This is a genomic window from uncultured Tateyamaria sp., assembly GCF_947494755.1.
Taxonomy (GTDB): Bacteria; Pseudomonadota; Alphaproteobacteria; order Rhodobacterales; family Rhodobacteraceae; genus Tateyamaria.
Window position 1 is genome coordinate 33,241 of sequence record NZ_CANLVZ010000017.1, and the last position, 13,112, is coordinate 46,352.

Genomic DNA, 13,112 nt, shown 5'->3' on the forward strand with positions numbered 1-13,112 from the left:
CCTACTGCACTGCGGCAAAAAGGGCCAGTCCGCGTCAGATGCAGACCGACATCGGGCCCGCCACGGTGACTCCCGTGGGGCTAATATGGGTCCCAAGGCACAGGGTTTCCACCCCCGCCCCCGACGCCTGTGCATAGCGGGCCGCGTAGGTGGGGTCGATATCGGCGGCAAGCGCAAAGCGATCACAGTCCGTGCGCTGCACAAGATACAGCATGACGGCCCGGTGTCCCGTCCCTGCCATTTCTGCCAGCGCGTCCAGATGCTTGGCCCCGCGTGCAGTTACGCTGTCGGGGAACTCAGCCAGGCCGGGTGCGCGCGACAGGGTCACGGATTTCACTTCGACATAGGCGTCGGGCAGGCTCGCGCCTCGCAGCAGAAAATCAATGCGGCTGTTTTCACCGTACTTCTGTTCCGGACGCACGGTTGTGTAGCCTTCAAAGCCCGGCACTTCGCCCGCTTTGAGCGCCGCTTTGAGCGCGCGATTGGGCACCGAGGTATCAACGCCAGTGAAATGCCCGTTTTCATGTTCGACCAGGCGCCAGCCGAATTTCAGCTTTTTTCTGGGATCGTCATTGGGCTCGAGCCAGACTTTGGTCCCTGGCACCGCCAGCCCCATCATCGAGCCGGGATTGGCACAGTGCGCCACGACCTCGCGCCCGTCCGCCAGCGTACAATCGGCCAGAAAGCGTTTATGGCGGCGGATCAGGGTGGCGGGCACAAGTTCGGTTTGAAAGCGCATGGGGGCAGGCCTATACCGTGTCTCAGCGATGCTCAAGGAGGCCCCATCATGCCCAACCCCACCGCCGCCATGCTGGTGATCGGAGACGAGATTTTGTCGGGCCGCACGCGTGATGCCAACATGCATCATCTGGCGGGGCAGTTGACGGATCATGGCGTCAGCCTGAGCGAAGTGCGCATCGTCAGCGATGACCGCGATGCCATAGTGGATGCCGTGCGGGCGCTGTCAGCCGCCTACGACACTGTGTTCACCTCCGGCGGCATCGGTCCAACCCATGACGATATCACGGCCGATTGCATTGCCGCCGCCTTTGAGGCCCATATCGACGTGCGCGATGATGCCCGCGCGATCCTTGCGGCCCATTACGCGAAATCCGGCACCGAGCTGAACACCGCCCGTCTGCGCATGGCGCGTATCCCTGACGGCGCAACCTTGATCGACAATCCGGTTTCTGCCGCGCCGGGTTTCACCTTGGGCAACGTACATGTGATGGCCGGTGTCCCGTCGGTGTTTCAGGCCATGGTGGCCTCGGTGATCCCGACGCTGACGGGCGGTGCGCCGTTGATTTCGAAAACCTTGCGGATAGAGCGGGGGGAGGGCGATATCGCCGGCCCTTTGGGTGAGCTTGCGGCGCAGTACCCCGAGCTTAGCATTGGGTCCTACCCCTTTCAGAAGGATGGCAGATACGGTGCAAATATCGTGATCCGTGGCACGGATGGGGCCGAAGTTGATACAGCCATCGACGCCTTGGCCCAGCACTTCCCCGCATGATCGAACCAAGGGCCTTTTATGACGCTATCGAGGGCACATGGCCGCCCGCTCAGACCAAGGCGGTTGGTCCATGGCTGATCCGCGATGGACGGGGGGGCGGCAAGCGGGTGTCTGCAGCGACCGCAATGCGCGCCGTGACTGACGTGGATGTGCCAGAGGCCGAAGCGGCCATGCGCGCGCTTGGGCAGACGCCGCTGTTCATGATCCGCAACGAGGATGCCGCGCTGGATGGGATCCTTGCCGCGCGCGGCTACACCATCATTGATCCGACAAACGGATACTGTATCGCACCCGCTGCATTGACGAACACGCCCATCCCGCGCGTTACCACATTCGCGATCTGGGAACCGCTGGCGATCATGGGTGAAATCTGGGCCAAGGGCGGGATCGGACCTACCCGCCTTGATGTGATGGCGCGGGCCAGGATCAAGACCGGCATTCTTGCCCGTTGGAATGAAAAACCTGCCGGTGTCGCCTTTGTCGCGCTGCACGATGGGATTGCGATGGTGCACGCGGTCGAAGTCCTGCCGCATCAGCGTCGCCGGGGCGTTGCCCAGTGGATCATGCGGCAGGCCGCTTTTTGGGCGCAGGATCAGGGCGCGACCACTCTGGCGGTTTTGACCACGACGTCCAATGATGCGGCCAATGGGCTTTATCAGCGGTTGGGTTTTCAGCCTATGCCGGGCTATCATTACCGTACCGCTCCGGAGGATACATGACAGACCGCCCTACCGCCCTCGACCTGCCCATGGTCGACCCGCTGCCTGAAGCGACCCAAAAATATTTCGATATCTGTCAAGACAAGCTGGGGATGGTCCCGAATGTGCTGCGCGCCCATGCGTTTGATATCGACAAGCTGAACGCGTTTGCGGCGCTCTATAACGATCTGATGCTGGCCGACAGCGGGCTGACCAAGCTGGAGCGCGAGATGATCGCGGTCGTCGTGAGCGCGACCAACCATTGTTACTATTGCCTGACGGCACACGGCGCTGCGGTACGGCAATTGTCGGGCAACCCGATCTTGGGCGAGCAGTTGGTGATGAATTGGCGGGTCGCGGATGTGACCCGGCGCCAGCGCGCGATGCTGCAGTTCGCCGAGAAAGTGACGCGCGCCTCGGCCCAGATCAGCGAAGAGGATCGCCAAGGGTTGCGTGATGTCGGCCTCAGTGATCGCGACATTTGGGACGTGATCAATGTGGCCGCATTTTTCAACATGTCCAACCGGGTGGCCAGCGCGACCGCGATGCAGCCCAATGACGACTACCACAGGCAGGCCCGTTAAGCGTGGGCTGGTTGCGCAACAGTCTTGTGGCTGTGCTGTGCTGCGTCGCGATTCAGGCGCAGGCCCTGCAACTGGCCTTGCCGACGAATGCGCGGCAGACCGCGTCACGTGACAGCGCCCTTGATCAGGTGGCCGTGCCGGTCGCGCCTTTTTACAATGGGGTCCTCAAGACAGAACGCAGCGAAGGGGCGGTGACCCGGCGCGCCTATCGCATACCGGCGTCGGGCATGACGCCGTTGCAATTGGTGGCACCGATGCGTGCCCAGATCCAGGCGGCGGGGTACGATATTCTGCTTGATTGCGATGACGACATTTGCGGCGGCTTTGACTTCCGGTTCGCAATTGAGGTGCTGCCCGCCCCAAACATGTACGTCAACATCCGCGACTATCAGTTTATCAGCGCGCGCCATCCGAAAACGGAGGCGATCATCACCCTGCTGGCAAGTGCCGCAGCGGGGGCTGGATATTTGCAGATCACCCAAGTGGCCGCAGGTGCGGCTGGCGCGGTTGAACCCGCTGTCACAGTGCCCACCGCCGCCGTGCCCGAGATACGCGCGCCGGGGGCTGCAGGTGATCTGGAAACTCAACTGCTCAGCACTGGCTCAATCGTTTTGCGCACGCTGGATTTTGCGGTCGGCACAACGGCACTGAGCGAGGGATCAAGTGCTGAGCTGTCCGCCCTGGCGACCTTGCTGCAGGCGCGTCCAGGCCTGCAGGTGGCTGTGGTCGGGCATACGGACACGGTAGGCGGGCTGGAGGCCAACATATCCGTCTCGCGCGCCCGTGCGCGGGCGGTACGCACGGCGCTGATCGACACTTACGGCGCGGACGGGGACCAGATCGAGGCGGAGGGCATGGGTTATCTGTCGCCGCTCGCATCCAACCTGACGGCGGAGGGGCGCGAAGCCAACCGCCGGGTCGAAGTGATCGTGGTGCGCGAAGAGGGTTGAGCCCATTTGAGGGCCGAGTGCGAAGCCGTTTGGACACAACTGCAAATAAACGTGGCCACCCTCTCGCGCTAGAACACCTCAAGGGCTGGCTCATTCTTATTGAAAAGGTGATTTGATGGCGAGTGATGTTACGGGTGGGCACTCGACCCCATCTTGGTTCGTGGCACCGGGTGAAGTTGACTAGTTTGCATGGGTGTCACTTGGGTTCATCTGCCTGGCCCTTTACGGGCTTGTGACACTGTATGCGGCCTTTGACCGGTGGGCGGAACACCAGTCGCAGGGGACGCCTTTGGCCAAGACGATACCGACCATGCTGACGATTGCCCTGTTGTATGAGGTGTTCCCGCTTGGTCATTTCAACATACTTTTGCCGCTGGCCGCCCTGCTGATTGCCCTGATGGCCGACTGGTCCCGGTTCAACCTGCGCACCTCTGGCAAGGGCGATGTGCAGGAGGGGCCAGCCACGCCGGCGCATCCCGGCCCGGACGAGGAGGCGCGCAACAATGCTTGAGCTGCTCCTGACGTCCTTTCCCGTCGTCATCCGCTACTTCCAACTCAAACGTCGGGGCGAGACGATGACGGTCTGGAACATGCGGTCGGCCGTTTTCCTGTGGCGGTGATGGCGTTTTTCCTGTTCCTCCTGATCTTCTATTTCCACCCGAAATCCTATTCCGGTCTCCTGCCGTTCCGCACTGTTTCGGTGGTGGCGCAGACCAGTGGTCCGGTCACCGCGATTGAGGTGCAAAACGGCCAGCGGGTGCAGGCTGGTGACCTGTTGTTTCAGATCGAGAACAGCGCGCAACAGGTGGCATTGCGTCAGGCCGAGGTCCAGTTGGAGCAACTGGACGCCGCCGAAACCAAGGCCAAAGACACGTTGAAGGTGGCCGAAGCCAGCCTTGTCGAAGCGCGCGCGGCCCTCGACAAGTTGCGTGTTGATCTTGAGAACGCCGAAACGCTGTTTCAGCGCAATGTCGGCACGCAGGATGCGGTGCGGGAACTTGAAGCCAGCGTGGCGGTGTCCGAGGCCGAAGTTGTGGCCGCGCAGGCGCAGGTCGATCTGGCCCAATCCGACCTGTCCCAATCCATTCCCGCGCAGCGCAAGGCGGCGGCCGCAGCGATAGAGGCCGCACAGGTCGCACTGGACAAAACCAGTGTGCGGTCCTTTTCGGACGGGGTGGTAACCCAACTCGCGATGAGCGTGGGCAGCCCGGCATCGACGCTGATCCTGAGCCCTGCCATGGTCATCATCCCCGACCGGCCCGAGGGGGTACCATTGCGCGTCACGGCCGGGTTCTCTCAAGTGGCGCGGTCCACCTTGTACGAAGGGATGCCTGCGGAAATCGCCTGTGACAGCAATGTCAGCATGTCATTCCGCAACGCGGTTTTGCCTGCGCGTGTGCGCTTTGTTCAGCCAGCGATTGCGACCGGGCAGGTGGTACTCGGTGGGCGCTTGCTGGAGCCTAACAACGGTTTGGTGCGCGGATCACTTCTGGTCTATTTCGAATTTGAATACCCCGAACATGAGGCCGTCATGATCGATGGCACTGGGTGTATCGTGCAGACCTATACCTCAAACCTTCCTGGGTTTTCAGGCCACGTGATTGCGGCGACAGGCGCGGTCAAGGCTGTGGGTTTGCGGCTGAAGGTCTTGGGGGTCCCTCATTTCCCGCGTGGGCTTGGCAGGCGGTGGAGGCCACTAACGCACCCACCTTGTTTGTCTAGCATGTGCATGACAAAAAGCCCCGGCGCATGCACGCCGGGGTCAGGTAACCTCTCATGAGGTCAGGGGAAAATCTTACCAGTCGGATGGGCCCTTGTCGGCAAAGGCGTGGGCCAGAAAGTCGATGAACGCGCGCACCTTGGGTTGGGTAAAGCGACCGGGCGGGTAGACGGCGTAGATGCCTTGGGTCTCGGTAGGCAACTCAGGAATGGCGTCTTCGATCAGGCCTTGTTCCATCGCATCCGAATACAAAAAGCTGGGCAGGTAGGCGATGCCAAGGCCCGAAATGGCGGCGTTCAGCAGGGATTGCCCGTCATTGACCGACAGCCAACCGGCGGTGCGCACCTGACGTTTCTCACCCGAGGGCGCGGTCAGTTTCCACACGTTGCCCGAAGACTGGTTGGAATAGTGCAGCAGCTTGTGTTCGTTTAGATCGTCGATCTTTTCGGGACGACCGTATTTTTCGAAATAGGCGGGCGACGCAATCATCCGCTTGGTGGTTTCGGTCAGTTTCCGGGCACGCAGGGTGCTGTCTTCCAGCTCACCAATGCGGATGGCCATGTCGAACCCTTCCGAGATCAGCTCAACGTAGCGGTTGTTCAGAACCATGTTTACGGTGATGTCCGGGAAGTCCTCGAGGAACTCGGACAGGCGGGGCGACAGGTGGTTGACCCCGAAATCCGTGGCCACGGAAATCCGCAGCAGGCCCGAGGGGGCCGATTGCATGGACGTCACCAGAGAGTCCGCTTCGCCTGCATCATTCAGAACGCGGCGGGCGCGGTCGTAATAGGCAAGGCCAATCTCGGTCGGGCTGACCCGGCGTGTAGTGCGGTTCAGCAGACGTGCACCGAGGCGCGCCTCAAGCGACGAGACGTGTTTGGAGACGGCGGATTTCGAAATCCCCATCTTTTTGGCGGCGTCCGTGAACCCGCCCTGGTCCACGACCATGGCGAAAGCTTCCATTTCGGTGAGTCGGTCCATGCCCGGCCCTTTCAATCTTTGTGCGTCGAAGATCAGGTATCGACGCCAAAGAGGGCACAATCAGGGCAGGGGTGGGATAATATCAGGGTGATAACTGGGATCGTCGAAGGCACGGAAACGATCAGGTCGCGATATCCGCGCTCCAGTTTTGGAATGTCTCGGCCTCTTGTGCCAAGGGGGCTGCATCCGTGCCACCAATCAGCAGGAAGCCAAAACCGGGTGTGTTCCAGCGTGCGATGTCCAGCCCTTCGGCCTGTCCCATGTTGACCGGTTGGGCGTCCGGGCCTGCGGGCAGGATGCACAGGGCCACAGGGGTTCCGTCATCGCGCAGATAGGCAATCTGGATCAGCGGCTTGCCTTTGAACCCGAGAACTTGCGCACGTTTGAACGTCAGCCCTTCGGCTTGCGGAAGCGCGGCCAGATCGAGGCCAAGGGCGTCTGACACGGCGGCAAGTTGCACGGCGGCGTCATCCGCACTGGGGTCTGCCACGCTCAGCGTCTCGGTTGTATAAAGCGCCTGATAGCTCGCCACGAAGGACACCCATCCACGCGGGGCAGGCTCAGGCGTGCCAAAGCCGGTGAAGACAGCGACGGCCAAACCTGCGGCAATGCCGGTGCCAAAGGTGCTCAGCCCCCAACCCCAACCGAAACGGGGCCTTGGCGTATTGGCGACAGGTGCTTCGAATACGGGCGGTGCGGGGGCATTGTCCAGCAGGTCGGCATAAGCGGCTTTGATTGCACCCATCGGTATGTCGAGCCCGGCGAGACGGTCGCCCAATGCCTCGTCCGTTTCCAGTGCGGCATCAATGGCCGCGTGCAGGGCATCGTCCGCCTCTCCATCCAGATAGGCGGTCAGATCCTCGTCACTGAAGTCGGTCCGGTCACTCATTTTGCATCCACCTGCACATCGGCCATCTCGGCATTCAGACGCTTGCGCGCCCCAGCCAGTCGGCTCATCACGGTGCCTATCGGTATCTCCATAATCTCAGCGGCTTCTTTATAGCTAAACCCCTCGACGTAGACGAGCACCACAGACTGGCGCTGCGCTTCTGGCAACGCATTCACTTTGTTCAACACGTCACGCGCCAGAATATTCGTTTCCGCCCCCGGAGTTTTATCAGGCAGGTCGATTTCTTCGACCGGAACCAGTCCACCACCCGTGCGGACCTTGCGCGAGCGCAACTCGTTCAGCCAAATGCGTTGGGTCATTCGAAACAGCCAGCGATCCAGATGCGTGCCCGGTTCGAACTGGTCGGCCTTGTCGAGGGCGCGCAGGCATGCGGTCTGGACCAGATCATCGGCCCAGTCGCGCCGCCCCGTCAAAGACACGGCATACCGCCACAGCCGCGGATAGACCGCAGGCATGCCATCGCGCACTTCGTTGGCAGCAGTGTGAGCAGAGTTGGAGATGTGTATTGTCCCGAACGTCGAATTGTTGGTGGCACAAGACCATGAACCACGCCGGGCGGACAATGAAATATTCTGTCGATGGCGTGAAGCGTGCCGGTTTTCGCCTGACCCCGCTTAAATCCACCGCATCCGGCGCAGCACCCAGATTGCCGCAGCAGTCAAAACAACCAAGCCGGCGCACAGCGCGGCAAAGGCCCACGGCACATCCACGCCCGGCATGCCTGCCACGTTGACCCCGAACAGGCCCGTCAAGAAGCCCAAAGGCAGAAACACCGCCGCGACGATGGACAGGACATAGCCGTTGCGCCCCTGCGCCAGAGCGGCTTGGGCGGTGTGATGGTCCTGCACTGCCGTCATCCGCGCGATCAGCGCCTCAAGCTCTTCAACGGCCAGTTTGGCAAGGTTGGTGTGTTCGCGCAGCCGCGCCCGCTGGCCTTGGGACATCATTGTCGTATCCGTTGCAAGCAATGCGATCAGTGCGTCGCGTTGCGGCCCGAGATAGCGGCGCAGCCGGATCGCCATGCGCCGTTCCTCGACCAATTCGGCGGGCAGGGGGGCAGTATCGTCGTGCACTGTGTCCTCAAGCGCGTCTATACGTTCGGCCAGATCAAAGACGGTGTCACGCACCCGGCCCATCAGCCCTGCGGTCAGCGCGCCGACAAATCCCATGGGGGTCGTGGGACCCTGACCCTCTTCGGCCCGTTCCCGAATTTCGTTGAGTGCAAAGATGCGCCGCATCCGCACCGTCACCACCATTGAACGTGTCACCCACATGCGCACGGCCACCATCCGGTCAGCAGGCCCGTCCGAGTTCAGGTTGACGCCGCGCAGGTTCAGGATCAGCCCGTCGCCGTAGACATCCGCGCGGGGCCGCGTTTCCGGGGCTGTCAGCGCGGCGGCTGGAATGTCGGGCACATGATCGGCGAGAAACTCGGGCAGGTCCGGGTCGCTCAGGTCAAAATGCCACCAGCGGTAGCCATCGCCCAAGGGGCGGTCCGCAGCAGGCTGCGAGGCGGTGCCGTCGGGGGCGATATCAAAGACGCATATCGGCATGGCGCGACGCTAGCTTGCCGGTCGTCGAGTTACAACGTCGCCGCCAGCCGTGTGCCCTGATCAATCGCGCGCTTGGCGTCGAGTTCCGCGGCCACATCGGCCCCGCCAATCACGTGATGGCTGATGCCTGCCTTTTCCAGCGCATCGGCGAGGCTGCGATCAGGCACCTGACCGGCGCACATCACGATATCGTCCACTTCGATGATTGACGGGTTCTCGCGTGCTTCACCAAAGGACACGTGCAGCCCCCGTTCATCAATGCGCTCGTAATTCACGCCGCCCACGAATTCGACATCCTTCATCTTGAGGGCTGATCGGTGGATCCACCCGGTTGTCTTGCCCAAACGCTTGCCGTGCTTTTCGGCCTTGCGCTGCAACAGGGTGACCGCGCGCGCTGGTGCGTCGGGTTGTGGTCCTTCGGGGACGAGGCCGCCGCGATGTTCGGCAGGATCCGTGACGCCCCATTCGGCCATCCATTCGGGCAGGTTTTCCGTGGAGCTTTCGCCCTCATGTACGAGGAATTCGGACACATCAAAGCCGATGCCGCCCGCTCCGACCACCGCCACCCGTTTGCCGGGCGTGGCGCGTTTTTTCAGCACGTCGATATAGGAATGGACGTTGGAGCCGTCCTGACCGGGAATGGCTGGATCGCGCGGCAGAACGCCGGTGGCGATGATGACTTCGTCATAGGCGCGCAGCATTTCGACATCGGCTTCGGTGCTCAGCCGCGTTTCGATGCCCATCTCCGCCACCATGGTGCGATACCAGTCCACAAGGCCCCAGAACTCTTCCTTGCCCGGCACTTGCTTGGCCATATTCAACTGGCCGCCGATCTCGTCCGCGCGGTCAATGATCGTGACATTGTGTCCACGCTCGGCTGCCGTCATTGCCGCCGACAGTCCGGCGGGGCCTGCGCCGACCACTGCGATGGATTTCTTGGTTGCTGCGGATTCGATCACCAGTTCGGTCTCCGAACAGGCGCGCGGGTTCACAAGGCATGAACTCAGCTTGCCCGAGAACGTGTGATCAAGGCAGGCCTGGTTGCACGCGATGCAGGGCGCGATCTGGGCTGATTTACCCTCCATCGCCTTTTTCACGAAATGCGCATCCGCCAGCATGGGCCGCGCCATCGACACCATATCGGCGCAGCCCGTGGCCAGCACCTCTTCGGCCACTTCGGGCGTGTTGATGCGGTTCGAGGTGATGACGGGAATATTCACCTGCCCCATCAGCTTTTTGGTGACCCAGGCAAAGGCGGCGCGCGGCACGGAAGTCGCGATGGTCGGAATGCGCGCCTCGTGCCAGCCGATACCGGTGTTGATGATGGTGGCACCCGCTTTTTCGATTTCCTTGGCGAGTTGGGCAACCTCATCATAGGTCGAGCCATTGGGCACAAGGTCGATCATGCTAAGGCGGTAGATGATGATGAAATCGGTGCCCACAGCCTCGCGCGTGCGGCGCACAACCTCGATGGGCAGACGCATCCGGTTCTCATAAGACCCGCCCCACCGGTCTGTCCGCTTGTTGGTATGGGTCACGAGAAACTGGTTTATGAAATATCCTTCTGAGCCCATGATCTCGACCCCGTCATAGCCTGCTTGCCTGGCCCGCTCGGCGGTGGCGACGATATCACTGATCTGCTTTTCGATGCCGTCCTCGTCCAATTCGGCAGGGGGGAAGGGCGATATAGGGGATTTCACGGGCGAGGGCGCCACACAGGCCGGCCCATAGGCATAGCGACCCGCGTGGAGGATCTGCATGGCGATCTTGCCGCCCGCCTCATGTACGCGTTTGGTCACGACGGAATGGTTGTCGATATCGTCCTGGCTGACCATCATGGCCGCCCCCGGCAGGACGGACCCTTCGAGGTTCGGCCCGATCCCGCCGGTGACCATCAGCCCGACCTCACCCCGCGCCCGCTCGGCATAGAATTCAGCGACGCGGTTCCAGTCCTTTGTTTCCTCCAGCCCGGTATGCATCGACCCCATCAGCACGCGGTTCTTCAATGTGGTGAACCCCAGATCAAGCGGGGCAAGCATGTGGGGATAATTGGTCATGGTCACTTCCTAACAGAATGGGTTGAACACATTTGCTCTTGGTTTCGAGCATAGGGCAGGCGATGTCACGTGCAACGCGGCGTCATGGGAAAGGTGCAACATTGATCAAAGTGCGCGAGATGGCAGAGGGGGAGGCGGACGCCCTTGGGGCGATCATGTTCGAGGCGATCCATCACGGAACGCCCGAATATTCCGAGACGCAGCGCATGGCGTGGGCTCCGCACCCGCCGGCAGGACCAGAATGGGCGTCGCGTTTGGCGGCGCAGCACGTCTGGGTCGCAGCCCGACGGTCAGAGGCTTTGGGTTTCCTCACGCTGGATGAGGCCGGGTATATCGACCTCGCTTTTGTGCGATCCGATGCGCGGCGCCAAGGGGTTTTCGCAGCCTTGTGCCGCCAGGCCGAGGATGTTGCGCGTGCCGCTGGTGTGCCATCACTGCGCACCCATGCCAGCCTGACCGCCCAGCCTGCATTTGCGCGGCAGGGCTTTCATGTTACCCAACATGAAACTGTTGAACGGTCCGGCCAGTCCCTGCGCCGCGCCGAGATGGAAAAGGCCCTCACATGACCGCTGCCGACATTGCAAAGCTGCCCTACCGCAAGAATGTGGGCGTGATGGTGCTGAACGCGGATCGGCACGTCTGGGTCGGGCAGCGCCTTGACCGTCGCGCCAGTCAGGATGCGTGGCAAATGCCGCAAGGGGGCATCGACAAGGGCGAACAGCCGCGCGATGCCGCCCTGCGCGAGTTGGAAGAAGAGACCGGGATCACCCCGGACCTGATCGAGATCGTGGCCGAAACCGATGGCTGGATCAAATACGATTTGCCCACCGAATTGATCGCCAAGCTGTGGAAGGGCCGGTTTCGCGGCCAAAAGCAAAAGTGGTTCCTGATGCGCTATGCTGGGACGGATGCGCAGGTGAATATCGCCACGGATGAACCTGAGTTTTCGGCGTGGAAATGGCTGGCCCCCGAGGCGCTGCCCGATGCCATCGTACCGTTCAAGCGCGATGTCTACGTGCGGGTTCTGGAAGCATTTGAGGCCCATCTTTGATCCGGTTCGCATTTGCCGTCATCGTGGCGCTGGCCCCGCTGCCTGCATTCGCGCTGTCCTGTCTGCCACACGGCGTCAGCGACGCATATCTTGCTGCGGCGCAGTCGGAGGCAGGTTATGTGCCAGTGATCGGAACGCTGACCTTTGATAAGACGCTGCTGCCCAAGGTCGATTGGGAGGCGCAACAAGACGTGCCGCAAGAGACGTTGCTGCCCGCGCAGTTCAGCGGCGAGGCGCTCAGCGTGCGGGGTATTCGCACACCCCTCAACGCGGACGTGGTGTTGCAGGTCCAATGCGCTGGCCCCTGGTGTCCGTCGGCAGCGTCGGGGCCTATGCTTGGGTTCCTGCGCAATACGACACAGTCCTATGTGCTCAGCACCCATGCGTGCGGTGGGTTTCTGTTCACCAACCCGACCACGGAGCAGATCCAGGAACTGACGGACTGCATGGCCGGGCGCACCTGTACGCGTTGGCAGGACCGCTAAGGATCAAAGATCGGGATGTGTGGCCCAAGGGCGCGGTCGTAGCCATGGGCAATGCGCGGATCATCCGCAATCTCAATCCGTTGGCGGGTCGGTTCAAAGCCCGAGCGGCGATAGAAGCCCAAGGCCTGCGGACTGTCGAGCGTGCAGGTATGCAAATGAAACCGCTTGGCCCCGCCCCCAAAGGCAAGCGCGATGGCGCGGTCCATCAGATATGCGCCTGCGCCGCAGCCGATCAGCGCCGAGGTCAGCCCGAAATAGGCCAGCTCACACTCCCCCTCAACGCGGAAATCCAGCTCAAGCAAGGCTTCGGTCTGCCCTGCCTTTTCCAACGCGTAAATATGCACGTCCGGATTCCGCAGGATGGTGTCCAATGCGGCGTCATCCAGCAGGCTGCGCCCGAACCACAGCCAATCCTGCCCCACGCGTTTGAACAGATCGCGATATTCGGGAACGCCAGGGTCTAGAGGGGAGAACGCGAGATCCTCAGGCAGCTTTGCGCCCCGGAGTTGCGGCGCGCGCATCTCCAGATCGGTGACGATCGTCGCGATCTTGCCGCGCGGGACATCGTGAAAACCGTCACTCAACATGACTTCATTGTTCCCAAAGTGCTCAA

General features: G+C 61.8%; 16 protein-coding genes. 9 read left to right on the forward strand and 7 right to left on the reverse strand.

Annotated elements, in window-relative coordinates:
* Positions 1–34: 34 nt before the first annotated feature.
* Positions 35–739: a DNA/RNA nuclease SfsA gene (gene sfsA / locus Q0908_RS17555; protein ID WP_299287596.1), complete on the reverse strand. Its 705-nt coding sequence runs from the start codon at positions 737–739 to the stop codon at positions 35–37.
* A gap of 48 nt (positions 740–787) precedes the next feature.
* Between sfsA and Q0908_RS17560 the strand changes: the two genes are divergently transcribed.
* The 6 genes from Q0908_RS17560 (at position 788) to Q0908_RS17585 (ending at position 5,522) form a co-directional block, all read left to right on the forward strand.
* The gene (locus Q0908_RS17560; RefSeq protein ID WP_299287599.1) at positions 788–1,510 is read left to right on the forward strand and encodes a molybdopterin-binding protein; all 723 of its coding nucleotides are present in this window, start codon (positions 788–790) and stop codon (positions 1,508–1,510) included.
* The gene (locus Q0908_RS17565; protein ID WP_299287602.1) at positions 1,507–2,229 is read left to right on the forward strand and encodes a GNAT family N-acetyltransferase; all 723 of its coding nucleotides are present in this window, start codon (positions 1,507–1,509) and stop codon (positions 2,227–2,229) included. The genes Q0908_RS17560 and Q0908_RS17565 overlap by 4 nt, the downstream gene beginning before the upstream one ends.
* A complete protein-coding gene (locus Q0908_RS17570) occupies positions 2,226–2,792 on the forward strand; it encodes a peroxidase-related enzyme (protein WP_299287605.1) in 567 nt (188 codons plus the stop codon). The genes Q0908_RS17565 and Q0908_RS17570 overlap by 4 nt, the downstream gene beginning before the upstream one ends.
* 2 nt (positions 2,793–2,794) lie before the next feature.
* Positions 2,795–3,742 (forward strand): OmpA family protein, encoded by a 948-nt coding sequence (locus Q0908_RS17575; RefSeq protein ID WP_299287607.1) that lies wholly within the window; start codon positions 2,795–2,797, stop codon positions 3,740–3,742.
* A gap of 193 nt (positions 3,743–3,935) precedes the next feature.
* The gene (locus Q0908_RS17580) at positions 3,936–4,253 is read left to right on the forward strand and encodes a hypothetical protein (RefSeq protein ID WP_299287611.1); all 318 of its coding nucleotides are present in this window, start codon (positions 3,936–3,938) and stop codon (positions 4,251–4,253) included.
* Between the two features lie 108 nt (positions 4,254–4,361).
* Positions 4,362–5,522 (forward strand): biotin/lipoyl-binding protein, encoded by a 1,161-nt coding sequence (locus Q0908_RS17585; protein ID WP_299287614.1) that lies wholly within the window; start codon positions 4,362–4,364, stop codon positions 5,520–5,522.
* Between the two features lie 15 nt (positions 5,523–5,537).
* Here the strand turns inward: Q0908_RS17585 and Q0908_RS17590 are convergent, their stop codons facing one another.
* From Q0908_RS17590 to Q0908_RS17610, 5 genes are all read right to left on the reverse strand, one after another.
* The gene (locus tag Q0908_RS17590; protein ID WP_299287616.1) at positions 5,538–6,443 is read right to left on the reverse strand and encodes a LysR family transcriptional regulator; all 906 of its coding nucleotides are present in this window, start codon (positions 6,441–6,443) and stop codon (positions 5,538–5,540) included.
* 121 nt (positions 6,444–6,564) lie between these two features.
* Positions 6,565–7,332 carry a hypothetical protein gene (locus tag Q0908_RS17595; RefSeq protein WP_299287618.1) on the reverse strand — a complete coding sequence of 256 codons (768 nt, stop codon included), beginning with the start codon at positions 7,330–7,332 and terminating at the stop codon, positions 6,565–6,567.
* The gene (locus Q0908_RS17600) at positions 7,329–7,808 is read right to left on the reverse strand and encodes an RNA polymerase sigma factor (RefSeq protein WP_299287621.1); all 480 of its coding nucleotides are present in this window, start codon (positions 7,806–7,808) and stop codon (positions 7,329–7,331) included. Before Q0908_RS17600 ends, Q0908_RS17595 begins: the two co-directional genes overlap by 4 nt.
* 159 nt (positions 7,809–7,967) lie before the next feature.
* Positions 7,968–8,906 (reverse strand): zinc transporter ZntB, encoded by a 939-nt coding sequence (locus Q0908_RS17605; RefSeq protein WP_299287623.1) that lies wholly within the window; start codon positions 8,904–8,906, stop codon positions 7,968–7,970.
* A 29-nt stretch (positions 8,907–8,935) separates the two neighbouring features.
* Entirely contained in the window at positions 8,936–10,963 is a 2,028-nt protein-coding gene (locus tag Q0908_RS17610; protein ID WP_299287626.1) for an NADPH-dependent 2,4-dienoyl-CoA reductase, read from the reverse strand.
* A gap of 62 nt (positions 10,964–11,025) precedes the next feature.
* Between Q0908_RS17610 and Q0908_RS17615 the strand changes: the two genes are divergently transcribed.
* Genes Q0908_RS17615 through Q0908_RS17625 form a run of 3 tightly spaced genes read left to right on the forward strand, consistent with a single transcriptional unit; the run spans position 11,026 to position 12,499 of the window.
* Positions 11,026–11,529 (forward strand): GNAT family N-acetyltransferase, encoded by a 504-nt coding sequence (locus tag Q0908_RS17615; RefSeq protein WP_299287629.1) that lies wholly within the window; start codon positions 11,026–11,028, stop codon positions 11,527–11,529.
* Positions 11,526–12,014 carry an RNA pyrophosphohydrolase gene (locus Q0908_RS17620; protein WP_299287631.1) on the forward strand — a complete coding sequence of 163 codons (489 nt, stop codon included), beginning with the start codon at positions 11,526–11,528 and terminating at the stop codon, positions 12,012–12,014. Before Q0908_RS17615 ends, Q0908_RS17620 begins: the two co-directional genes overlap by 4 nt.
* Entirely contained in the window at positions 12,011–12,499 is a 489-nt protein-coding gene (locus Q0908_RS17625) for a hypothetical protein (RefSeq protein WP_299287634.1), read from the forward strand. The genes Q0908_RS17620 and Q0908_RS17625 overlap by 4 nt, the downstream gene beginning before the upstream one ends.
* On the opposite strand, the gene Q0908_RS17630 is transcribed toward Q0908_RS17625, so the two are convergent.
* On the reverse strand, positions 12,496–13,086 hold the full coding sequence (locus tag Q0908_RS17630) for a GNAT family N-acetyltransferase (protein ID WP_299287636.1): 591 nt from the start codon (positions 13,084–13,086) through the stop codon (positions 12,496–12,498). The genes Q0908_RS17625 and Q0908_RS17630 overlap by 4 nt on opposite strands.
* Positions 13,087–13,112: the final 26 nt, after the last annotated feature.